22 protein-coding genes and 1 pseudogene are annotated in these 23,223 nt (G+C 65.1%); 19 read left to right on the forward strand and 4 right to left on the reverse strand.

Going from position 1 to position 23,223, the window contains the following annotated elements:
* The first annotated feature begins 24 nt into the window (after positions 1-24).
* The 18 genes and pseudogenes from INQ48_36505 (at position 25) to INQ48_36590 (ending at position 16,278) form a co-directional block, all read left to right on the forward strand.
* Positions 25-963 carry an ABC transporter substrate-binding protein gene (locus INQ48_36505; GenBank protein ID QRF62970.1) on the forward strand — a complete coding sequence of 313 codons (939 nt, stop codon included), beginning with the start codon at positions 25-27 and terminating at the stop codon, positions 961-963.
* Positions 953-1,738: an ABC transporter ATP-binding protein gene (locus tag INQ48_36510; GenBank protein QRF62971.1), complete on the forward strand. Its 786-nt coding sequence runs from the start codon at positions 953-955 to the stop codon at positions 1,736-1,738. The genes INQ48_36505 and INQ48_36510 overlap by 11 nt, the downstream gene beginning before the upstream one ends.
* On the forward strand, positions 1,735-2,505 hold the full coding sequence (locus INQ48_36515) for an ABC transporter permease subunit (GenBank protein QRF62972.1): 771 nt from the start codon (positions 1,735-1,737) through the stop codon (positions 2,503-2,505). Before INQ48_36510 ends, INQ48_36515 begins: the two co-directional genes overlap by 4 nt.
* A complete protein-coding gene (locus INQ48_36520; protein QRF62973.1) occupies positions 2,502-3,251 on the forward strand; it encodes an ABC transporter permease in 750 nt (249 codons plus the stop codon). The genes INQ48_36515 and INQ48_36520 overlap by 4 nt, the downstream gene beginning before the upstream one ends.
* A gap of 4 nt (positions 3,252-3,255) precedes the next feature.
* Positions 3,256-3,924 carry an NIPSNAP family protein gene (locus INQ48_36525; GenBank protein QRF62974.1) on the forward strand — a complete coding sequence of 223 codons (669 nt, stop codon included), beginning with the start codon at positions 3,256-3,258 and terminating at the stop codon, positions 3,922-3,924.
* A 48-nt stretch (positions 3,925-3,972) separates the two neighbouring features.
* On the forward strand, positions 3,973-4,911 hold the full coding sequence (locus INQ48_36530) for a 3-keto-5-aminohexanoate cleavage protein (GenBank protein ID QRF62975.1): 939 nt from the start codon (positions 3,973-3,975) through the stop codon (positions 4,909-4,911).
* A 20-nt stretch (positions 4,912-4,931) separates the two neighbouring features.
* The gene (locus INQ48_36535; GenBank protein ID QRF62976.1) at positions 4,932-5,696 is read left to right on the forward strand and encodes an SDR family oxidoreductase; all 765 of its coding nucleotides are present in this window, start codon (positions 4,932-4,934) and stop codon (positions 5,694-5,696) included.
* A gap of 59 nt (positions 5,697-5,755) precedes the next feature.
* On the forward strand, positions 5,756-6,376 hold the full coding sequence (locus INQ48_36540) for a TetR/AcrR family transcriptional regulator (GenBank protein ID QRF62977.1): 621 nt from the start codon (positions 5,756-5,758) through the stop codon (positions 6,374-6,376).
* Between the two features lie 52 nt (positions 6,377-6,428).
* Positions 6,429-7,064 carry a glutathione S-transferase family protein gene (locus INQ48_36545; GenBank protein ID QRF62978.1) on the forward strand — a complete coding sequence of 212 codons (636 nt, stop codon included), beginning with the start codon at positions 6,429-6,431 and terminating at the stop codon, positions 7,062-7,064.
* The gene (locus INQ48_36550; protein ID QRF62979.1) at positions 7,065-7,814 is read left to right on the forward strand and encodes an SDR family oxidoreductase; all 750 of its coding nucleotides are present in this window, start codon (positions 7,065-7,067) and stop codon (positions 7,812-7,814) included.
* Positions 7,815-7,827: 13 nt separating this feature from the next.
* Positions 7,828-9,012, forward strand: a pseudogene (locus INQ48_36555) (acyl-CoA dehydrogenase).
* 21 nt (positions 9,013-9,033) lie between these two features.
* Positions 9,034-10,092 (forward strand): phosphotransferase, encoded by a 1,059-nt coding sequence (locus INQ48_36560; GenBank protein ID QRF63125.1) that lies wholly within the window; start codon positions 9,034-9,036, stop codon positions 10,090-10,092.
* A 38-nt stretch (positions 10,093-10,130) separates the two neighbouring features.
* Entirely contained in the window at positions 10,131-11,321 is a 1,191-nt protein-coding gene (locus tag INQ48_36565; protein ID QRF62980.1) for an acetyl-CoA C-acyltransferase family protein, read from the forward strand.
* A 74-nt stretch (positions 11,322-11,395) separates the two neighbouring features.
* Entirely contained in the window at positions 11,396-12,526 is a 1,131-nt protein-coding gene (locus INQ48_36570; protein ID QRF62981.1) for a Re/Si-specific NAD(P)(+) transhydrogenase subunit alpha, read from the forward strand.
* Positions 12,527-12,550: 24 nt separating this feature from the next.
* Positions 12,551-12,880, forward strand: coding sequence for an NAD(P) transhydrogenase subunit alpha (locus tag INQ48_36575; GenBank protein ID QRF62982.1), 330 nt, complete (start codon positions 12,551-12,553; stop codon positions 12,878-12,880).
* Entirely contained in the window at positions 12,877-14,301 is a 1,425-nt protein-coding gene (locus INQ48_36580) for an NAD(P)(+) transhydrogenase (Re/Si-specific) subunit beta (protein QRF62983.1), read from the forward strand. The genes INQ48_36575 and INQ48_36580 overlap by 4 nt, the downstream gene beginning before the upstream one ends.
* 367 nt (positions 14,302-14,668) lie before the next feature.
* Entirely contained in the window at positions 14,669-15,736 is a 1,068-nt protein-coding gene (locus tag INQ48_36585) for a catalase family peroxidase (GenBank protein QRF62984.1), read from the forward strand.
* Positions 15,733-16,278 (forward strand): cytochrome b, encoded by a 546-nt coding sequence (locus tag INQ48_36590; protein ID QRF62985.1) that lies wholly within the window; start codon positions 15,733-15,735, stop codon positions 16,276-16,278. Before INQ48_36585 ends, INQ48_36590 begins: the two co-directional genes overlap by 4 nt.
* Before the next feature lie 62 nt (positions 16,279-16,340).
* Here INQ48_36590 and INQ48_36595 read toward each other — a convergent pair whose 3' ends face one another.
* The 3 genes from INQ48_36595 to INQ48_36605 form a co-directional block, all read right to left on the reverse strand.
* Positions 16,341-17,363, reverse strand: a complete 1,023-nt coding sequence (locus tag INQ48_36595; protein ID QRF62986.1) for an alpha/beta fold hydrolase — start codon at positions 17,361-17,363, stop codon at positions 16,341-16,343.
* A gap of 341 nt (positions 17,364-17,704) precedes the next feature.
* Positions 17,705-19,141, reverse strand: a complete 1,437-nt coding sequence (locus INQ48_36600) for an MFS transporter (protein ID QRF63126.1) — start codon at positions 19,139-19,141, stop codon at positions 17,705-17,707.
* Between the two features lie 23 nt (positions 19,142-19,164).
* The gene (locus tag INQ48_36605; protein ID QRF62987.1) at positions 19,165-19,638 is read right to left on the reverse strand and encodes a nuclear transport factor 2 family protein; all 474 of its coding nucleotides are present in this window, start codon (positions 19,636-19,638) and stop codon (positions 19,165-19,167) included.
* 321 nt (positions 19,639-19,959) lie between these two features.
* On the opposite strand from INQ48_36605, the gene INQ48_36610 reads away from it, so the two are divergent.
* Complete coding sequence (locus INQ48_36610) at positions 19,960-20,589, forward strand: TetR/AcrR family transcriptional regulator (protein QRF63127.1); 630 nt, start codon at positions 19,960-19,962, stop codon at positions 20,587-20,589.
* 538 nt (positions 20,590-21,127) lie between these two features.
* Here the strand turns inward: INQ48_36610 and INQ48_36615 are convergent.
* On the reverse strand, positions 21,128-23,197 hold the full coding sequence (locus tag INQ48_36615) for a carboxylesterase family protein (protein QRF62988.1): 2,070 nt from the start codon (positions 23,195-23,197) through the stop codon (positions 21,128-21,130).
* Positions 23,198-23,223 lie beyond the last annotated feature (26 nt).

A 23,223-nucleotide genomic window follows, 5' to 3' on the forward strand; every position in this document is an offset into this window, starting at 1 on the left:
CCCCTCAAAAAACAGGAGACACCCATGACATTCAAGATCTTTGCAAAAGTGATCGCGCTGGCATTGACCGCCTCGCTGATGGCAGGTCCGGCACTGGCTCAGCCCAAACCGCTCGTGCTGGGCCATGTCGCAACGGCGGAGATCGCTGGGGCGTTCATGGCTTCCTCAGAGGGTTACTTCAAGGACGCTGGACTGCCCGTGGAGCTCAAGCTCATTCCGCTGAATCCCTCGATGCCGCCGGCGCTCCAGTCGGGTGCGGTACAGGTCGCAACGATCACGTCCACGACTTTCCTGCAGGCGGTGGATGGCGGCCTGGATCTTGTTGTCATTGCCGAAGGCAGCGTGGGCGCCAAGACCAGCAAGAACTTCGCGGCCTTCGCTCGCAACGGCTCCGGAATCCAGAAGCCGCAGGATTTCGTGGGCAAGAAGGTGGGCGTGCCTGGCGTTGGCGCCATCCTCCATGTGTGGTTTCGCAAGTGGCTCGCGCTCAATGGCGTCGACGCCAAGCGGGTGACCTTCGTGGAGAGCGGGTTTCCGCAGCACCCGGACCTGATCCGCGGAGGCAGCGTGGATGCGGTCATCACCGCCGAGCCCATGCTGGGACGCATGCTGGAGAGCAATACCGGCTACGTGGTCACTTCCATGGTGTCCAACTTCGAGCAGCCAATGCCGATCTTCTACTACGTCTCCACCCGAGACTATGCGAAAGCGAATCCCGATGTCATTGCGAGGTTCCGGGAGGCCTTGAAGAAGGGCATTGCCTTCGCCGAAGCGAATCCGGATCAGACCAAGGTTCAGATCGCCAGGTTCACGGGCCTGCCCCCGGACGTGGCCGCGAAGATTCCCATGCCCCAGCTGGTGACGGCGCGTGACCCCGCAACGCTGGCCGCCACGATCGCCATGATGCGCGAGCAAGGCATGTTGCGCACCAACCCGGAGGTGGGACGGCTGTATGCGCAGTGACTGCATCCCCCAACGATCTTCCGGACTGACCTTCCGGGACGTCTCGGTGTCCTATGCGGGACGCCCGGTCTTCAGCGGCGTGTCGTTCACGATTCCTGCCGGCGGGTTCGCCTGCATCATCGGTCCATCCGGCTGCGGCAAGACGACGGTCCTGCGAGTCGCCGCCGGGCTCGTCACGCCCTCGAGCGGAAGTGTTCATTTCGCGGATCAGGCGCTTGGCAGGCCACGGCGCGACATGGCGGTGGTGTTCCAGGACTACGGCCGCGCGCTGCTGCCATGGCGCAGCGTGGCCGGTAACGTTTCCCTGGCGTTGGAGGCCGCGGGCATTCCCCGCCCGGAGCGCGCCGATCGCATTCACGAGCTTCTGAAGACCGTAGGTCTTCGGGACCATGCCCGCAAGTACCCCGGCCAGATGTCGGGTGGCATGCAGCAGCGCCTGCAGATCGCGCGTTGCTTGGCGCAGGAGCCTCGTCTGCTGCTGATGGACGAGCCTTTCGGCGCACTGGATGCCATGACGCGTCAGTCCCTTCAGGACGAGATCCTGTCCATCGCCGCGAGCCGAGATATGACGGTGCTGTTCGTGACCCATGACCTGGAAGAGGCGATCTACCTGGGCGACCAAGTGATTGCGCTCGACGCGAACCCTGGACGCGTCGATCGCGTCATCGACGTCGCGTTGCCGGCGCCACGCGATCAGTTGACGACGCGTGAGGACGCCCAGTTTGTTCGTTTGCGGCGGGAACTCCACGGTCTCATGCACAAGGAGGCCGCATGAATGCCGGCAAGGGACTGATCGTGCCCGTCTGCCTGCTCGGCATCTGGGAGATCGCGGCCAACGTATCCGGCTCGCTGAGCGACAACGTGGTCCCGCCCAGCACGGTGCTGCGGGCGCTGTGGGGAATGTTCTCAAGCGGAATTCTGCTCGACAAGACGGCCCAGACCTTGGCCAGCGCGGGCATGGGCCTGGTCTACGGCGCGGTCCTCGGTCTTGCAGGAGGACTGGTGCTGGGGCTGTCGCCAAGGGTTGCGCGCTTGCTGGATGCGCCCATCGAGCTGCTGCGACCCATGCCGTCGGTGGCGCTCATTCCGCTGGCGATGATGGCCTTCGGTTTCGGCATCCACATGGAAAGCGCCGTCGTCGGATTTGCCACCTTCTGGCCGATCTTGATCCTTGTCCAGGGCGCCGTCGCAAGTGTCGATCGACGGCTGATCGAAGTCGCGGACGTGCTGCAGCTGGGCTACATGGCGCGCGTGCTCAAGATCGTTCTGCCCTCGGTGGCGCCGCGGCTGATCGTGGCGCTGCGGTTGGCGATCGGTATCGCACTGGTGGTCGCGGTGACGGTGGAGATCGTGGCCAATCCGTATGGGCTGGGCTATGGACTGGTCACCGCGCAGGTCGCGCTCAAGCCTGCGGAAATGTTCGGCTATCTGCTCTGGGTGGGTGTGCTTGGCTGGGCGCTGAACCTCATTCTCGTGAAGACGCAAGGGCGCCTGATGGCAGGCCTCGGCTTGAGCAGTCCACAAGAGGGGTTGCCGTCATGAGCGTTGCTTCCCGTTCGCTCCATGCGATCGCAGGGTTGTTCCTGCTTGGATTGCTGTGGCACGCGGTCACCGTGACCGGGCTGGTGGGCAAGATCTATCTGCCAACCCCAAGGGCCGCCGCCGAGGCGCTGGTCTGGGGGGTTCGTGAGGGGGAACTCGCGGACCAGACGATGCAGACGACCCTGCGCATGCTGTGGGGCTGGCTGCTGGCCAGCCTGATCGCGATCATTTTGGGCGCCACCTTGGGGGTCTGGTCGCAGGGCCGTGTGTACGTTGGACCGTTGCTCGAGTTCATCCGGCCACTGCCGGCTTCGGCGGTGGTGCCGGTTGCCATCGTTTTCTTCGGCCTGACGCCAGCCATGGTCATCGGTGTGGTGGCTTTCGGCTCGCTGTGGCCCACGCTGCTCGCGACGGTCCATGGCTTCGCGACCGTGGAGCCAAGGCTCAAGGAGGTCGCGCATGTCCTGGGCCTCGGAAAACTGTCCTTCGTCATGAAGGTGGGCCTGCCGAATGCGGTGCCCGACATCGTGTCGGGCATGAAGCTCTCGATGACGGTGGCCCTGATCCTTTCCATCGTGGGGGAAATGCTGACCGGCCAGCCCGGTCTGGGTACCGCCATCCTGCTGGCCGGCCGAGCCTTCCAGTCGGCCGACCTCTTCGCCGGGATCGTGGTGCTCGGGCTGATCGGTCTCGTCAGCAACAGCGTGCTCCAGCGTTGCGAGAACTACCTGCTGCGCTGGCGCTGACGCCGTGATCGCAGTTTCCAAGACTTCCAACCCTTCCAGACCCATGGCCCAGGATCGAACCGTTTTCAACCTCACCACGCTTCAATGCATTCCAGGCGGCGTCGCCGCCGTGCTCGAAGGGATCCATAAGTCGCTCGTCGGCCCGCGGGCGCCAGCGCTGCTGGGCTGCTGGATCTCGGAGATCGGTTCCCTCAACGAGATCGTGGTGCTGCGAAGCTTTCCCTCCGCCGAGGCCCTCGATGAGCAAGCGTTCGGGGAGGCCGAACTGGCGCCCCATGCCGGCGCCATCGACAGCCTCGTCGGGCTGGACCAAGGTCTCTTCGTCAGCTTTCCTGGGCTGCCGGTGCATGCGGGCGGCAAGCTCGGTGGCTTCTATGAGATCCGAACCTATGCGCTGAGGGATGCGCCGCAGGCCCTGCCGCAGACGATCGCTGCATGGCAGGAAGCCGCGCCCGGGCGTGTCACCCTGTCGCCGCTGGTCGCGGCCCTGCAGTCGCTGTCGGGACCCCCGCGCATCGTCCATATCTGGCCGTTCGAAACCCTGGACCAGCGTCAGGCCGTGCGTGCCGATGCCTTCCAGAAAGGGCTGTGGCCGCCGCGCGGTTCGCTGCAATGGCTCGACGGCGCCAAGTCCTCGATCTACATCCCCGCGCCTTTCTCTCCGCTTCGGTGAGCCGGCGGAACAGCGACGGCGCGATCCTTCATACCAGGAGATCTCAGAATGAAAAACAGCAAGGGCAAAGTGATCATCAGCTGTGCGGTGACCGGCAGCATCCACACCCCGAGCATGAGTCCGCACCTGCCGTTTACACCGGCCGAAATCGCGGCAAGCGCGAGGCAGGCGTACGAGGCGGGCGCTGCGATCCTTCACCTGCATGCGCGGGATCCGAGCAATGGCGAGCCGACCGCCGATCCGGACACCTTCATGCAGTTTCTTCCAGAGATCAAGCAGTCGACCGACGCGGTGGTGAACATCACGACGGGCGGCGCCCAATGGATGACGCTGGATGCACGGATCGCGGCCGCCCGGCGGGCGTCGCCGGAGATGTGCTCGCTGAACATGGGCTCCATGAACTTCGCGTTGTTCCCCATGCTGGAGAAGTACAAGGACTTCCAGCACGCCTGGGAGGCCCCTTACCTGGAGAACTCCCGCGACGGCATCTTCAGAAACACCTTCAAGGACATCCAGTACATCCTGCATGAAATCGGCGAAGGGCATGGCACTCGCTTCGAGTTCGAGTGCTACGACATCGGCCACCTGTACTCGCTGGCGCATTTCCTGGACCGCAAGCTCGTGAAGCCGCCGCTCTTCGTGCAGACGGTCTTCGGCATCCTCGGCGGGATCGGCGCGGACATCGACAACCTGAACCATGCCCGGCATATCGCCGACAAGCTGTTCGGCGACGATTACGAGTGGTCGGTCATGGCGGCGGGTCGCCACCAGATGCCTTTTGCCACTGCGGGCGCGATCTCGGGCGGCAACGTGCGTGTGGGCCTGGAGGACAGCCTCTACATCGGCAAGGGGCAACTCGCACCATCCAACGCCGCCCAAATCTCGAAGATCCGCGCGACGATCGAATCGCTGGGTCTGGAGGTGGCCACGCCGTCCGAGGCGCGGCAACGACTCGGTCTGAAAGGCTCTTCTCAGACGGCGTTCTGACCTGCACTTCGAGGATTTCCATGAAGCAGCAAAGCTATCAAGCCGCCAACTTCTCCATTGAGGACAAGGTGGTGCTCATCACCGGTGCCGGCAGCGGAATCGGCAGGGCCATGGCCATCGGCTTGGCCGATGCAGGCGCGAAGATCGCCGTCATCGACCGAGACTTCGAATCGGCGCATCAGGTCGCCAACGAGATTGGTATGCAGCGGGCCGTGGCAGTCGAATGCGATGTCACCGACGAGGAGGCCGTGGCGCGGACGGTGGAAACGACGTTGGACCAATGGGGACGCATCGACGGGCTGATCAACAACGCGGGCCAGCTGCACCGGTGCCTCGTCAAGGACCACACGCTGGCCGACTGGCAGCGCATCTTCGAGGTCAATGTGATGGGAACCTTCCTGTTCGCACGGGCGGTATTGCCGCAGATGATCCGCCAACGGAACGGGCGAATCGTGAACTTCACCTCCGCACTGGGTGTCAGGAGCATGCCTGGCGGCGCCGCCTACGGTGCCACCAAAGCGGCGGTCACCAGCTTCACCAACACCTTGCATCAGGAAGTGTGTGGAGAGGGCATTTCCGTGACCGCCATTGCCCCGGGGCTTACCAACACGCCCATGGCCAACGACCACATGACGTCGGAATACATGGAGCGCATTGCAGCTTCTTATCCGGGAGGACGCCTGGGTCAGCCCGAGGACATCATCGGCCTGGCGCACTTCCTCATGACCGACGCTTCCCGGCATGTGAGCGGCACCACGCTGTTCGTGCGCCCGCCCGGCGGCTGATCCGTCCCTCCCCCACGGACACTAAACTATGACCCAATGTCTTGGAATCAGCCTCTCCGATGAGCACCGCTCCCACCGTCGCCAACCGTCAGGGCACGCGCAACACTGGACGTCCGCGCAGCGAGCAGTCCCGCACCGCTGTGCTGGATGCCACGCGCAATCTGCTCGCCACCACGCGGGTGGGCGACTTGACGATCGATGCGATCGCGCGGGAATCCGGCGTGGCCAAGATGACAATCTATCGTTGGTGGGCCAATCGCAATGCGGTGGTCATCGACACGTTCATCGACCTCATGCTTCCCAGCACGCCGGTGCGCGATGCGGATTCGGCGATGGAGGCCATGTCCGAGCACCTGATCCTTCTGGTCAGGCAGTACCGCGGCGAAGTGGGGAAGATGGTGGCGGAGATACTGGCGGAAGGCCAGTCGGATCCCGTGCTGCGCGACGCGTTTCGCGAACGCTTTTTCCGGCAGCGCCGCGCCGATGTGCGCGCGGTCGTCGTGCGCGGCCAGGAGACGGGGGAGTTCTCCGCGGAGCTGGATGTGGATACCGCGCTCGACATGATGTACGGGGCCGTGTATTTCCGGCTGCTCATGGGGCACAAGAACCTGGACGCGCGCTTTGGCAAGGACCTGGCGGCCATGGCAGCCACCCTGCTGCGATCGGGGCGCCAGAAGTAAGTCTGCCGGGCGGCGCGCAGCCGTCGGGACGGTCGCTCCTCGAGGAGCGGCCATGAGCGCCTACAAGCTCTACTGCCGAGGCGAATCCGGCAACTGCTACAAGGTGGCGCTCATGCTCAACCTTGTCGGGGCCGACTGGGAAGCCGAGTTCGTCGACTTCTTCAATCCCGACTCCAAGGCGGCGTTCATCCACACCGTCAATCCACAGGGAGAACTGCCTGTGCTGCAACGGCCGGACGGCAAGTTGCTGACCCAGAGCGGCGCGATCCTGGACTACCTTTCGCGGGCGACGGGCCGATTCGCACCGGCGAGCGACGAGGACAGGCAAGAGGTCCTGCGCTGGCTGCTGTTCGACAACCACCGTTTCACGCCGGCGTTCGCCACCCTGCGCTTCATGGTCGGCATCCGCGGCGCTGAAGAGAACCAGCTCACGGGCTATCTGCGGGCGCAGGCGCAGGCCGCCTACGAGATCGTCGACGCGCATCTGGCCGGGCGTCGCTTCATGGTCGGTGACGCACCGACCGTGGCGGACATCTCGATGGCGGGCTACCTCTACTACGACGAGGATGCGCGGTTCGACAGATTGCAGTTTGCCAACGTCCAGGCCTGGGCAGGACGTATCAGCGAGCTGCCGCGCTGGAAGCATCCCTATGAACTCATGCCGCGAGCGATCCGCGAAGGAAACTGAATGATGGCCCACGACCTTCACGGCAAGCGTGCGCTTGTCACGGGCGCTTCTTCGGGCCTCGGTGCCCATTTCGCGCGGTTGCTGGCCCGCCAGGGTGTCGAGGTGGTGCTGGCGGCCCGGCGCGCCGAGACGCTATCCGGCATCGTGGCAGAGATCCGCCAGCAAGGCGGGGCGGCCAGCGCGATGCGGCTCGACGTGCGCGACATCGAGGCCAGCAGCCGCGCGATCTCGGAGCTCGGAACGCTGAGCATCCTGGTGAACAACGCGGGCATTGTGCGGGAGGGCGCCGCGCTCGATCAGAACGAGGCGGCATGGGACGACGTCATCGACACCAACCTCAAGGGCATGTTCTTCGTCGCGCAGGCCGCGGCGCGGCTGATGGCGCCCAACCCCGGCGGCGCCATCATCAACATCGCCTCGATCCTGGGTCTGCGGCAAGCCGGCGGGGTGCTTCCGTATGCGGTGTCCAAGGCTGGCGTCGTGCAGATGACGAAATGCCTCGCCCTCGAGCTGGCGCGGCAGGGCACGCGCGTCAACGCCCTCGCGCCCGGCTACCTCCACACCGAGTTGAACGGCGAATTCTGGACGTCGGACGCGGGTCGGGCGCTGGTGCGACGCATACCGCAGCGGCGCCTGGGGCGACTGGAGGATCTCGACGGACCTTTGCTGCTGCTCGCTTCGGATGCCTCGCGCTACATGACCGGCGCGGAACTCGTGGTCGATGGCGGCCATTTGGTCAGCACCCTTTGAAATCGTCTTGAGCATGAACCAAACCTTCGGTCCTTCTCCCACCGAACGCAGCCGGCAGATCGCCGAGCGGGTCGAAGCCTTCGTCCGCCAGACCGTCATCCCCTACGAAACGGATCCACGCTGCGGTGCCCATGGGCCCTCGGAAGATCTGGTGCTGGAGTTGCGAAGCCTGGCGCGTGCGGCAGGCGTCTTGACGCCTCACATCCTGCCGGATGGACACTACCTGAGCCAGCGCGAGACCGCTGCCGTGCTCGAACGCTCCGGCCTTTCTCCACTCGGGCCGGTGGCGGTCAACACCATGGCGCCGGACGAGGGCAACATGTTCCTGTTGTCCAGGATCGGAACGCCGCAGCAAAAAGAGCGCTTTCTGGCGCCCCTGGTGTCCGGCCAGCAGCGCTCGGCCTTCTTCATGACGGAGCCGGCGGCGGAGGGCGGTGCGGGCTCCGATCCGTCGATGCTGATGACCACTGCGGTCCAACACGGGGGCGCCGGCGGAGATTGGCACATCCATGGCCGCAAGATGTTCATCACCGGAGCGGTCGGCGCCAAGGTCGGCATCGTCATGGCGCGCACCGGTCAGGGCACGCCCGCGCGCGCCACGATGTTCCTCGTGGACTTGCCGCATCCTGCGGTGAAGATCGAGCGCGTCATCGACACGCTCGACAGCTCCATGCCCGGCGGCCATGCCCAGGTTTTGATCGATGGCTTGCAGGTGCCTGACGCCCATGTCCTCGGCTCGGCCCATGAGGGCTTCCGGTATGCCCAGGTCCGCCTGTCCCCCGCGCGGCTGTCCCATTGCATGCGCTGGCTGGGCGGTGCGGCCAGGGCCCATGAGATCGCCGTGCGCTACGCGACCTCGCGCTCGGCCTTCGGGAAACTGCTGGTGGACCATGAGGGCGTGGGCTTCATGCTCGCGGACAACCTGATCGATCTCAAACAGGCGGAGTTGATGATCGACTGGTGCGCGGGAGTGCTGGATGCGGGATCGGCCGGAACGGCTGAAAGCTCGATGGCCAAGGTTGCGGTGTCGGACTTGCTGTTTCGGATCGCCGACCGCTGCGTGCAGGTCATGGGCGCCAGCGGCGTTTCGGGCGATTCAGTGGTTGAGCAGATTTTTCGGGAGACACGCGCCTTCCGGATCTACGACGGTCCGACCGAGACCCACAAGTGGTCGCTTGCAAAGAAAATCAAGCGGGATGCGCTCCAGGGGGGGGGGGCAATGACGTCGGTTCTCGAAGAGGAGGGCATTCGTCCTGTTCGCGCACAGCACCGGTTCGACGAAGAAGCGCTGGCGCGCTGGATGGCGGAAAACGTGGACGGCTACGGGGGCGTCATGCAGGTCGACCAGTTCCAGGGTGGGCAGTCCAACCCGACCTACCGGTTGCGCACGCCGCACGCATCCTATGTATTGCGCCGCAAGCCGCCGGGTGTGCTCCTCAAGGGCGCCCATGCCATCGAGCGTGAGGCGCGGGTCATGACGGCCCTGGGGCAGGCCGGCTTTCCGGTGCCGAGGGTTCATGGCCTCTGCCTGGACGACACGGTCATCGGCAGCTGGTTCTATGTGATGAATCTGGTCGAGGGCCGAATCTTCTGGGACGCACGCCTGCCCGATGTAGCCGCAGCGGACCGGCGCGCCTATCTGGAAGCGATGAACGCCACGCTGGCGCAGTTGCATCGGTACGACCCGGTCGCGCTGGGCCTGTCGGACTACGGCAGGGCGGGCGGCTACATCGCCAGGCAGATCGAGCGCTGGTCGCAGCAGTACCTCCAGGACGAAGTCGCGGGTCGGCATGCATCGATGGATCGCTTGGTGGAATGGCTGCCCGAGCACATTCCCGCCAACGACGAGGTTGCCGTCACGCACGGCGACTTCCGGATCGACAACATGATCTTCCATCCCGTGGAGCCTCGCGTTGTTGCGGTGCTCGATTGGGAACTCTCGACCCTGGGGCATCCCCTGGCGGACTTTGCCTACAACCTGATGATGTATCGGGTTCCGCAGGAGATCCACAACGGCTTGCTCGGCGCCGACCTGGCGGGCATGGCACTCCTGTCCGAGGCGGATTACGTGCGGACCTACTGCCGCGAGTCGGGCCGCCATCATCTCCCCGACCTCGAGTTCTACGTGGTGTTCAACATGTTCCGCTTCGCAGCCATCCTTCACGGCATTCGCGGCCGCAATCTCCGAGGCACTGCATCCAGCGCCAATGCGCAGGAGGTTGGAGACCGCTTCGCGCTGGTGGCCGATCTTGCCTGGCAGCAGGTGCAGCGCCTGTGACCGGCGCGTCAGGATCCCCGCTTTTTAGAAAGTCTTCCATGTCCCATCGTGAAGTCGTTGTCCTCAGCGGTGTGCGCACCGCCATCGGTACCTTCGGTGGTGCCCTCAAGGATGTTCCTCCCATCACCCTGGCCGCCGAAGTCGTCAAAGCAGCTCTCTCCAAGGCTGGCGTCCCGGGTTCGGATGTGGGGCACGTGATGTTTGGCCATGTGATCAACACCGAGCCTCGCGACATGTATCTGTCACGGGTCGCGGCCATCGAAGGGGGATGCGCAGAGACGACGCCTGCCTTCAACGTGAATCGCCTGTGCGGGTCGGGATTGCAGGCGGTCGTTTCCGCCAGTCAAGCGATCCTGTTGGGCGACACCGATATCGCGATCGGTGGAGGGGCCGAGAACATGAGCCGCGCGCCCTATGTGTCATCGACCTCGCGATGGGGAGCACGCATGGGCGACACCTCGATGACTGACATGATGCTGGGCGCCCTGCACGATCCCTTCGAGCGCATCCATATGGGTGTGACGGCAGAGAACGTGGCCAGAAAGTGGGGCATCGACCGGGACGCTCAGGACAGGTTGGCGGTGGAAAGCCATCACCGCGCGGAGCGCGCCTGGGCGGCGGATGTGTTCAGGGACCAGATCGTCCCCATCATCCGAAAGGGCCGCAAGGGCGATGTCGTCTTTGACAAGGATGAGCACTTCCGCACCGGGGCGGTATTGGCGGACATGAGCAAGCTCAAGCCGGTCTTTCTCAGAGAGAACGGGACTGTGACCGCTGGCAATGCATCCGGGATCAACGATGCGGCGGCGGCACTGGTGCTGATGGAAGCTTCGGCCGCCAGAACGCGCGGGTTGAAGCCGATGGCACGGCTGGTGAGCTATGCCCATGCCGGTGTCGACCCCCGGTTCATGGGCATCGGCCCCGTACCGGCGAGCAGAGCGGCGCTCGAGCGCGCGGGACTGTCGGTGAAGGACCTCGATGTGATCGAGGCCAACGAGGCGTTCGCCGCCCAGGCCTGCGCCGTCAGCGCGGAGCTGGCGCTCGATCCAGCCAAGGTGAACCCCAACGGCTCGGGCATCTCCCTGGGCCATCCCATCGGCGCGACTGGCGCCATCATCACAGTGAAGGCGTTGCACGAACTCCAGCGGATCGGTGGGCGCTATGCCCTGGTCACGATGTGCATCGGGGGCGGACAGGGCATTGCCGCGATCTTCGAGAACATCGAGTGAGCGGCGGGGTCGTTAGACCCCTTTCCATCTTCGGGCTGGCCTTGGACCGGCCCATTTCCACCAAAGGACAAGTCATGTTGATTGGCGTACCTGCCGAAACCTCGGCGGGTGAGACTCGTGTTGCCGTCACGCCGGAGACGGCGAAGAAACTGGTGGCGTTGGGGCACACGGTGCGTGTGCAGAGCGGCGCGGGCGTGGCGGCCAGCGTGACCGACGCGGCCTACCAGGCCGCTGGTGCCGAGATCACCGACCAGGCCGGCGCCTTCGGTGCCGACATCGTGCTCAAGGTGCGCGCGCCGAGCGACGCCGAATGCGCGCTCGCCAAGTCTGGCAGCGTGCTCGTGGGCATGCTCAACCCCTTCGACGCCGCCGGCCTGCAGCGCGTGGCCGCGGCCGGCCTCACCGGCTTCGCACTCGAAGCCGCGCCGCGCACGACGCGCGCCCAGAGCATGGACGTGCTCAGCTCCCAGGCCAACATCGCCGGCTACAAGGCCGTGATGATCGCGGCCGACAAGTACCAGCGCTTCTTCCCGATGCTGATGACCGCCGCCGGCACCGTGAAGGCCGCGCGGGTGGTCATCCTCGGCGTGGGCGTCGCGGGCCTGCAGGCCATCGCCACGGCCAAGCGCCTGGGCGCGGTCATCGAGGCCTCGGACGTGCGCCCCAGCGTCAAGGAACAGATCGAATCGCTGGGCGGCAAGTTCATCGACGTGCCGTACGAGACCCAGGAAGAGAAGGACGCGGCCGAGGGCGTGGGCGGCTATGCCCGCCCGATGCCCGCGAGCTGGCTCACGCGCCAGCAGGCCGAGGTCGCCAAGCGCGTGGCGCTGGCCGATGTCGTCATCAGCACCGCGCTGATCCCGGGGCGTGCCGCGCCGACCCTGATCACCGAGGACATGGTCAAGTCGATGAAGCCGGGTTCGGTCATCGTCGACATCGCCGCCGGCAAAGGTCCGGACGGGGTAGGCGGCAACTGCCCGCTCTCGGAGGCCGACAAGACCGTCGTCAAGCACGGCGTGACCATCGTCGGCGAGACGAACCTCGCCGCGCTGGTGGCGGCCGACGCGTCGGCGCTGTACGCGCGCAACGTGCTCGACTTCCTCAAGCTCGTGCTGACCAAGGAGGGCGCGCTGAAGATCGACCTCGAGGACGACATCGTCGCCGCCTGCCGCGTCACGCAGGACGGCCAGGTCACGAAGAAGTAAGCGAACACGCGAGGAGAAGAAATCATGGACATCGTCTCTCACACCGTCATCAACCTCATCATCTTCGTGCTGGCCATCTACGTGGGCTACCACGTGGTGTGGACCGTCACGCCCGCGCTGCACACGCCGCTGATGGCCGTGACCAACGCCATCTCGGCGATCGTCATCGTGGGCGCCATGCTGGCCGCCGCGCTCACCGAGACCGGCCTGGGCAAGACCATGGGCGTGCTGGCCGTCGCGCTGGCGGCGGTCAACGTCTTCGGCGGCTTCCTGGTCACGCGGCGCATGCTGGAGATGTTCAAGAAGAAGGAGCGCAAGGCCGCGCCCGCAGCCGCCGAGGGAGCTTCCAAGTGAGCATGAACCTCGTCACCCTGCTGTACCTGCTGGCCAGCATCTGCTTCATCCAGGCGCTCAAGGGCCTGAGCCATCCCACCACCTCGATCCGCGGCAACGTCTTCGGCATGACCGGCATGGCGATCGCCGTGCTGACCACCGGCGCGCTGATCTACAAGCTCGCCAGCGGCAACCTCGAGGGCCTGGCCTACGTGCTGGTCGCGCTGGTCGTGGGCGGGGGCCTCGGTGCCTACATGGCCAACAAGGTCGAGATGACCAAGATGCCCGAGCTGGTGGCCTTCATGCACAGCATGATCGGTCTTGCTGCCGTGTTCATCGCGGTGGCCGCGGTGGCAGAGCCGCATGCCTTCAACATCGCGCTCAAGGGCGATCCGATCCCCGCGGGCAACCGCCTGGAGCTGTTCCTGGGCGCGGCCATCGGCGCCATCACCTTCAGCGGCTCGGTGATCGCCTTCGGCAAGCTCTCGGGCAAGTACAAGTTCCGCCTGTTCCAGGGCGCGCCGGTGCAGTTCGCGGGCCAGCACATGCTCAACCTCGTGCTGGGCCTGGCGACCGTGGGCCTGGGCCTCGTCTTCATGGCGACGGAGAACTGGACGGCGTTCTTCGCGATGCTCGCGCTGGCCTTCGTGATGGGCGTGCTGATCATCATCCCGATCGGCGGGGCGGACATGCCGGTGGTGGTGTCGATGCTCAACAGCTACTCGGGCTGGGCGGCCGCGGGCATCGGCTTCAGCCTGAACAACGCGATGCTGATCGTGGCGGGCAGCCTCGTGGGCAGCTCGGGCGCGATCCTGAGCTACATCATGTGCAAGGCGATGAACCGCTCGTTCTTCAACGTGATCCTGGGCGGCTTCGGTGGCGACGCGGCGGCGGCCACGGGCGGCGCGAAGGAGCAGCGCCCCGTCAAGAGCGGCAGCGCCGACGACGCGGCCTTCGTGCTGGGCAATGCCGAGACGGTGGTGATCGTGCCGGGCTACGGCCTGGCGGTGGCCCGCGCGCAGCACGCGGTCAAGGAGCTCGCGGCCAAGCTCACCGAGAAGGGCATCACGGTGAAGTACGCGATCCATCCGGTGGCCGGGCGCATGCCGGGGCACATGAACGTGCTGCTGGCGGAGGCCGAGGTGCCGTACGACCAGGTGTTCGAGATGGAGGACATCAACGGCGAGTTCGGCCAGGCCGACGTGGCGATCATCCTGGGTGCCAACGACGTGGTGAACCCGGCCGCGCACACCAAGGGCAGCCCGATCTACGGCATGCCGATCCTGGAGGCCTACATGGCCAAGACGGTGATCGTGAACAAGCGCTCCATGGCCGCCGGCTACGCAGGGCTGGACAACGAGCTGTTCTACATGGAAAAGACCATGATGGTGTTCGGCGACGCCAAGAAGGTGGTCGAGGAGATGGGCAAGGCGGTCGAATAGCGAATGCGGCGCCAATCGCTTGCGTTGCGGCATCACCCAAGCCTGTCCCTTGTCGGCGTCTAGGCGGCGAGCCATGTTTCGGTGGAAATCTTCGAAGGGCGTGTAACCAGCAGTCATCTCTTGTCGAACTAAGCCCTGAGCAAGCGCCAGGCCGGCGTTGTCTGGCTGCTTGCCAAGCCATTGAAAGGGCATGAGATGAAAAGTTCTAAACACACGCACTACCTGCTGTCTGATCGCGGTGCCTTCCGTGGTTCACGCAGCGAGTCGACTCACAACGGGTCGCGATCGACACCACGCTGGGGGGTGTACCTTCACATAAGCGGTCTTGCGCTGACTGCCTCCAACAGTTGCACGGGAGCGTAGGCGAATGAAGACCCCACAGGATCAAACTGCCACCGGGCGACCTACTGTCGTCCGATTCGCCGCGATCGCTCTTTCAGTCGGGGCCGTGGCCTGTGCCTTTGCCTACGCAGCTGGGTGGCTGACACCTGCGCGCCTGACGCCCGCCAAGATTGTGGATTCGCTCGCGCCGGCCAGCGGACCGGTCAAGGGATTCCGACGCAATCATGCGAAGGGTATTTGCTTTGCTGGAAACTTCGAGGCGAATGGCGAGGCGGTCGCAGTTTCGCGAGCGGCCATCTTCAAGGCTGGGAGTTATCCGGTCATGGGTCGCTTCAACCTCGCGGGCCCGATTCCGACCATGGCGGACGGCACCGGTCGTGTACGTGGATTGAGTCTTCGAATCGAGGCGCCAGACCGGCAGGAGTGGCGCACCGCGATGATCAACGCGCCGTTCTTTCCGATCGCCACGCCGAAGGAGTTCTATGAACTTCAGCGTGCCAGTGCGAACAAGAACGACCCCGGCGCAATCAAGCAGTTTGCAGCCAGCCATCCTTCGCTTCGCGAGTTCGGTGCGTGGGCGGGCAGTGCTCCATATGCCGAGTCCTACGCGGAAGATCGCTTCAACAGCCTCAACAGTTTCATGCTGACCAACGCACAGGGTCAGAAGCAGGCCGTGCGCTGGTCATTCATTCCGACCGCCGCGATGGTTCCGGTGCCTTCGGAGGACTTGAAGAAGCGCGATCCCGACTTTCTCTTCAAGGAGCTCACCCAACGAGTCGCCGATGCCCCGCAAAAGTGGAAGCTGGTATTCACGCTCGCCAATCCGGGCGATCCCACGGCCGACCCCACCAAGGTTTGGCCCGCCGATCGCCGACAGATAGAAGCGGGCACGCTCGTGGTGACCCGGATCGAAGCCGAGGCCAACGGACCGTGCCGCGACATCAACTTCGATCCCACGGTTCTGCCGGAGGGAATGCAGACCTCCGACGATCCGTTCCCCGCGGCGCGCTCGGCGGCCTATGCGGTGTCCTATGACCGCCGCACCTCGGAGTCGGAACACTACCCGCGCGTTCAAGCCGGAGCCAAGCCATGAACCATCCAAGCATGAAATTCTCGAAGCTGCAGCGCGTGCTCCATTGGGTCATGGCGATCGGCATCCTCGCGATGCTGTTCATCGGGGTGGGCATGATGTCCACGATCGATCGCGCTTACCTGGTGCTGGTGGGCATCCACAAGCAACTCGGCATTGCAATACTCGTACTGGCGCTGCTGCGTCTCGTCGTGCGATGGCGCAGCGGGGCACCGTCGCTGCCGGCGAGCATGAGCGAGCCCATGAAGCTCGCGGCAAGGTTGTCGCATGTCGCGTTCTATGCGCTGATGATCGCGATGCCTTTGCTCGGGTGGTCCATGTTGTCGGCTGCGGACTATCCCGTGACCTTGGCCGGGATGCGGCTCCCCTCGATCGTTCCAGCCAGTGCCGAGTTGCACAGCATCCTGTGGAGCGCCCATCGCTTCCTGGCGTTCTGCCTGTTCGCCTTGTTCTTGCTGCACTTCGCCGCCGCGCTTCTTCATGCCTGGGTGCGAAGGGATGGCGTCTTCGAGACCATGACCTTTGGTCGTCGAGGTGGTCGCTGATTCATTCGGCCGATCGTGAAGGCGCGCGGGTTCCAGGACCGAAGCGGCCCCGTCGTTGCCGTTCAGCGTGTCGAACCAGCCCGAGGCGCTTGCTGCAATTGCCGCGCTAGGACGAAGTCGGCGATGGCGTCGACGACCCCTGGTGCCAGTGGAAGGTCGGCACGACCGTAGGTCGCGAGATTGGCGGCCCGATCGTCGGTCTCGACGGCTTTCAGCACATGGTTCGCCTCCGGAAGCAGCACCAGCTTCGACTGCGCCGCCGCCTGACGCAGCCGCTGTGCGTCCGCGACGCCGACTTGGAGGTCGCGGCCGCCCTGCACGATCAGCAGGGGCTTCGTGTACCGGCCGGCCAACTTCGCGGGGTCGATGGCGAATGCGCTGATCAGGAACCCCTGCACTTTCGGGTGGAACACACGCCGCAGCGCCGGTTGCACATCGGCCATCTCCACCCGGCGGCCGGCTTCGAGCGCATCGATGGCGGCCATGGCCTGGTCTAGCAGCGGCGCGTTGGCGGGATTGGCCCGCAACTGCTCACGCAGTACCTGCCCCATCGGCCGGCCCGTGCTCGCCACCAGGACTAAGCCGCAGATGGCCGGATCCTGCCGCGCGGCCGCCGCCGCGAGCGCGACCATTCCGCCCTCGCTGTGGCCCAGCACCCAGACGCATCCGGCGCCGGAGGCCTCACGAATCGTGTCGACCCAGCGGCGCACGTCCTCCGCGTAGTCCTCGATGGTGACCGCGTCGGGGTCGGCAACCGCGCCGGCGCTGCCGTACAGGCCGCGCTTGTCGATCCGCACTGTCGCGATCCCTTTCGCTGCGAGGCCTTCGGCCAGGAGCCGGTACGTCGAGGCCTTCACTCCCAGCGGGCTGTTGCCGTCGCGGTCCGTGGGGCCAGAGCCTGGCACGATCAGTAGCACCGGAGCGAGCGGCGTAGCCGGAGCAGCCGGCGACAGCAGGGTGCCCCGCAGCGGACCCAGCGGCCCGGGCGCCTCCAGCGGCTTCTCGCGCGGTTCGGCGGCAGCTGCGCTGACCACGGTGGCGGCGATGGCGGCCCTCGCCAGCAGATGGAGGAGGCAGGCTTTCATTTCTTCATGGACCTTTGACTCGATCCCCCAAGAGCGGGTCGGCCAAGACTATAAGGCTACCATCGCCGCCCCGCATCGAAGAACGCGAAGGACGACCTCCCTGTTGGCCTCGTTGCGGCGCCTTCATGTCTCATTGTCTCACCGCGAGACCCGATCCATGACCACCGCGAGCTTTGAAGCACCCGCCTCCGTTCGGGTCCATGGTGGGTCTGTCTAGGCGGCCGACTGAAGGCCGTGAACCTTCGGGCATCCGCGGCAATCAAATGGAGCTCTTCTGCCGTGCTCTCCAGGCCAAGCAGTTTCCAACCCTCCCGTCCGGAATTGGTTGGTGCCAACAGCCCCTAGTTGGGTGCCGGCCGGGCAGCGACACCGACTCCCGACCTCGAAGCCACAACGGACAGGATGGCCGCAACGGTCAGACTGGCCCCGATGCAAAGCATGGCGGCAATCAGTCCCTTGGCCATGGAGCTCGCGCTCGGCGAAGTACCTGCGACGCTGAAGAAGACGCCGCCGATGACCGCGACGCCCAGGGCGGCGCTGATCTGCAAGGCCGAGTTGGTGATGCCGGCAATCATCCCGGAGCCGCTCACCGGTGCGCGGTCGATGACCGAGCGCACGAGGGTAGGCAGTGCCCATCCCTGCCCGAAACCCAGCAGTCCCACCGCAACGATGAGCGGAAACTGGGCCGGCATTTGTGCGGGGGCGCCAGCAACCAGCACCGCAAGGTACAAGCACCCGGCCACCTCGAGCAGCATGCCGATGGCGGGAACCCAACTGCCAAAGAGACGGACGGCCAGCGGTGTCGTCAACGGACCGATGAAGAAGCCGACGCCGAAGGGCAGGAACACCAGTCCTGTTGCCAAAGGATCCAGTCCCAGCGCCGACTGTAGGTAGACGGAGAACACCAGGAAGAAGGCAGAGACGACGTAGAAGAAAAGAACGCCGGCGAGACCGCTCATCAATCCCGGCATGCGGACCAGGTCGATGCTGACGAGCGGGACGCCGCCTCGTCGAGAAAACGCCTTTTCATAGCGCCAGAAACCGAGCGCGGCGACAGGTGTCGCGATGAGCATGGCGCATGCCCACCATGGCCAGCCCCTTTCGCGCCCCTCTACCAGCGGCACGATCAGCAGGCTCAGCGTGAGCGCGCAGAGCAGAACACCGCCCCAGTCGATGGGCGCGGGGCTATCGCCACGAACGTTCGGCAGCAAGGGCAATCCACCGATCAGGACCGCAGCCACCACGGGCAAATTGATCAGGAAGATGATTCGCCACTGGAGGTGAAAGACGTCTGCGGAGATCAATGCGCCGCCCAGGGCTTGCGCGATTACTGCCGCCAGCCCGACGGTGGCGCCATAGAGGCCCAGCGCACGCGAGCGCTCCCGCACCGGGAACAGCGCATGAACGGAGGCCAGCCCTTGAGGGGCCATGGCGGCTGCGCTGAGACCTTGGAGTATGCGTCCCACGATGAGCATGGAAGGCGAGCTTGCGAGGCCGCACAGCAAGGACGTGAGTCCGAAGCCGCTGATGCCCAGCAGGAACATGCGCCGTCGGCCGAAGAGGTCGCCAAGCCGCCCACCGGTGATGAGGAAGACCGCGTAAGCCGCCGCATATCCGGAGATCACCAGTTGCAATTCAGCAGCACTCGTGCCGAGGTCGCCCTGAATGGACGGCAACGCAACATTGACGATGAAGAAGTCGAGCGGAGGCAGGAACGCCCCCACCAGCAACACCGCGAATGCGAGCCACCGATGCGAATCTGAACTTGCTTCTTGCATGATTTCGGTTGCGGCGGCGCGCATCAGATGGGGCGACCGAAGCGTTCCGTGCCCATGATGGGGGCCCAGTTCTGCAGCGGCGTGGCGAAATGCATCTCGAAGATGCGCTGCTGGAACGCCCATCGCCCGTCTCTTCGCTGGTAGATATCCTTGTACTGGCCGCTCACTTGCAGCGGTCCCTTCTCGACGTCGTAGAAGAGGCAGTCCGCCGCAACCAGGCCATGGCCGTTGTCGCCGTCGAGCGTGATGATCGTGTTCGCCATCCAGTGATGCATGTGCGGCATGCGTTTCATGTTGACGCGTGCTTGCGCCAGGATCTCATCGAGTCCTTCCGAGTTTCCATTGGCGCCGAGCAAGAGCCGAGAGTCGGGATGCCATAGGGTGGCGAGGAGTTCCACATTCATCGTGTCGAACGCTTCCGCATAGTTGGCGATCAAGGCATCGATGGCGAAGCGGCTTTCGATGGCGTCAAGGCGAGCTTCAAGTTCTTGGGACATGCGGGTTCTCCGTGAGTGAGCGGTGCGAGCGATCTGTGAGCGCACCGGGAAAATGTACCGAGTGGTACAAAAATGAGTAAAAAAAAGCGCGACTGGAGCGACCGGGGCGTGGAGCCCGCTTCCTGCGCGGGCGCCTGGTGTTCAAGCGCATGCTTCAAACGCGTCGATTTAAATATCGATTGGTACAAATATATGGCGGCGTTCGAAGGCTGTCAACGGCTCGGTTCCCCCCGGTCGATTTGCCAGCCGGGAGAGGAGGTCTTTGCTTGCCGATTTATTGTGTATCGACTAGTATGTAATTTTGAACTGGCGGAGATCTTCATGGCTCAGCGAGGCCGACCGCGCGCATTCGACCGCGATGCGGCCCTTACCTCGGCCATGCACCTGTTCTGGGAGCATGGCTTTGAATCGACCTCGCTGTCGCAACTGAAGGCGGCGATGGGCAGTGGCATCTCCGCGCCCAGCTTCTATGCGGCCTTCGAGTCCAAGGAAGCGTTATACAAAGAGGCGCTGGATCGATACATGGAGATCTACGGCCACTTGACCAGAAGCCTGCATGATCCTTCCCTAGAGCCGCGAGAAGCGGTGTTCCTTGCATTGAAGCGCTCGGCAAAGATGCAGTGGGAGGGAGGGCACCCCAAGGGTTGCATGGTTGCGTTGGGCGTGATGGGAGCCTGCTCGTCGGGCAGCGAAACCATCACCGCAATGCTCCGAGAGGTGCGCAGTCGCACCCGCGCTGGATTCCGTACCTGCGTCGAGCGGGCCATAAAAAGCGGCGAGCTGCGCAAGTCCACGAACCCGGCTTCGATGGCCGCCGCGTTCGACAGTTTCTTCTTGGGTCTGTCCGTCCTGGCCCGCGACCGTGTGCGGCTCGCGGTCGTCGAGGAATCCGTGGTCGAAGCCATGGGCATCTGGGATGCCGCGCTGGATCGATCCGATCATCCAGGCTGAGCTTTCGGTCGACTGGCAATGAACGCGCAGAGCATTGCGCTGCCGTGCGCCACGCTCTGGCGAACGGTCGGCTAGCCAAGGCCTGCGCCACCCGACCACCTCGACCCGCGGCAACGTCTTCGGCATGACCGGCATGGCGATCGCCGTGGTGACCACCGGCGCGCTGATCTACAAGCTCGCCAGCGGCAACCTCGAGAGCCTGGCCTACGTGCTGGTCGCGCTGGTCGTGGGCGGGGGCCTCGGAGCCTACATGGCCAACAGGGTCGAGATGACCAGGATGCCCGAGCTCCTGGCCTTCATGCACAGCATGATCGGGCTGGCGGCCGTGTTCATCGCGGTGGCCGCCGTGGCCGAGCCGCATGCCTTCAACATCGCGCTCAAGGGCGACCCGATCCCCGCGGGCAACCGCCTGGAGCTGTTCCTGGGCGCGGCCATCGGCGCCATCACCTTCAGCGGCTCGGTGATCGCCCTCGGCAGCGCCCCCCGCCGGCGGCTGCGCGCGAGGCGAGACCTTGGGCAGGCCCGCGTGGCGTGGCGTTCAGGGAAAGGCGCTGGCCAAGCCGGTGCGCGGCGTGGCACCGCCGCCCGGCCCGATTTCCAAGTAGGCGTCGCTGGCAGGCGTGTAGGCTTTCCACTCCGGCGCGTCCATGCTGGGATTGCCATCCTTCGCGAAACGGGTCCATAGCGTCATGGTGGTTTCAGTGATGGCTTCGTCGTTCGGTCCCCAGCCCATCGACGCCTGGACATCGGCCGCATCCCCAGCGGTGCCGGTGATGCCATTGCCATTGAGGTCACCGATGGGCGCCTTCGCGCCGGCCGGCGTGAGCACCAGACCCATCACGTAGTTCGTCACCATGCCTTGCGGGTAGCCGAACAGGTAGGGCAACTCGCCGCTGTGGCCGCTGAGCAGGCCCATCGCCGACCAGCCGTCCGGCACGCGGCTGAACCGGTACACGTACTGGGGCGAGCGATAGGTTGGCGCGCGCTGCGCCATGAATACCGGCAGCGACGCGCGCAGCGAGGGATAGTCGCCAGAGGTCGCCCCCACCATCAGCGGCACGTCGCTGGGCATACCCTCCGCCATGTTCTGACCGTAGGTCTTCACCATGTGACGATGATCCACATTGGGTCGGTAGGTCTCGCGCGGGATGCCCGCGTCGAGGTCGGCTTGGGTGTAGGCGGTCCACGGCAAGGCGCGCGCCTGTGCCAACGTGGTCGCACCGACGCGCTCGAACACGGCCTTGCCGATCGCCTCGCCGCCGGCCAGCGAGCTCGCGGGTGTTCCGCCTGTCGCGATGGCATTGGCGCCGCTCTGCACAATGGCCTTGTGGAACAAGCCGGCAGCCTCGGGCGCGTTCATGAGGCCATAGACCTTTCCGCCGCCACCCGATTGGCCGAAGATGGTCACGTTGCCGGGATCGCCGCCGAACGCAGCGATGTTCGATTTCACCCACTGGAGCGCCATCACCAGGTCCATCTGGCCGTAGTTCCCCGAGCCACCGTGGCCGCTTTCCGCACTCAGCAGCGGATGCGCGAGATAGCCGAACGGCCCCAGCCGGTGGTTGACGGTGACCAGCACCACGCCCTTGGTGGTCAATCCATCTGGATTGTTGTACTGCTTGGAGTTGGCTGTGAGGATTGCGAACGAGCCACCGTGGAACCACACCATCACCGGCAGCTTCGACGCGCTTTTGGGCGCCGTCACATGCAGGTACAGCGAATCCTCGCTCATGCCGCCTTCGCCCAAAGCTTCCATCGTCGGGTTCTGCGCCGACTGGTCGGGCCAGGCGATGGCCTGGCGCACACCGCTCCAGGGTGTGGGCGATTGCGGTGCGCGCCAACGCAATGGACCGACCGGCGGTTGCGCGTACGGAATACCGAGGTACTGCCACGTGCCGGCATTTGCCTCGAAGCCCCGCAGCGAACCGCCCGTGGTGGCCACGAGGTGGCGCGTGCGCGTGCTTCGCGTGTAGTGTTCCTGTGCGGCTGCGGTGGTCCTGGCCGTGCGCGGTCGCGGGTCGAGGTCGGAGAAGGCGCCTGCCGTCTCGATCGCTGCGAGCAGGGGCGCAATGCTGGCACGGAACGCGGCCGCGGGCTGTGCGAAATCGATCGCGGCGGCATGACGCGAGACCGCTTGGCGGATCGCTTCGGTGATCTGTATGCCGTTGTTGAGGTCACCGTCGGCATCGAGGGATTGCAGCAGCACCAGGCGGTTGCTCACACGCACGTCACTGGTCGTGCTGTCGGCCCCGACCCAGGCGAGCGGCGAGACGGCGGCCGATGCCGGTGTCGAGCCCAGCGGCAATGTACCGATCGAGAAGCTCAAGGTCTCGCCGGCCGCATAGCGGTACCGGCCTTCGGCATCGGTGGTGCGCGCGCCGCTCAGTGAGCCGCGGTAATCGAGTCCCGACACAGGGTCACCCGTGAACGTGCCCGTGAGCTTGGGCTGAGTATCGGGCGCGGTGTCGCCCGCAGGCGGCGCGACGAACGCGAGGCTGGCGCCATTGCCGCCGCCTCCGCAGCCGAGCAGGGCGACGGTGCTCGCCCAGGCTGCGAGGCAAAGGACGCGCGAGCGGCGCCGCTCGGCGCGGGCCGTGTGTGAGTGCATGAAGGTCTCCTTGTGGTGTGGTGTGC

This window comes from Variovorax paradoxus (assembly GCA_016806145.1).
GTDB lineage: Bacteria > Pseudomonadota > Gammaproteobacteria > Burkholderiales > Burkholderiaceae_C > Variovorax.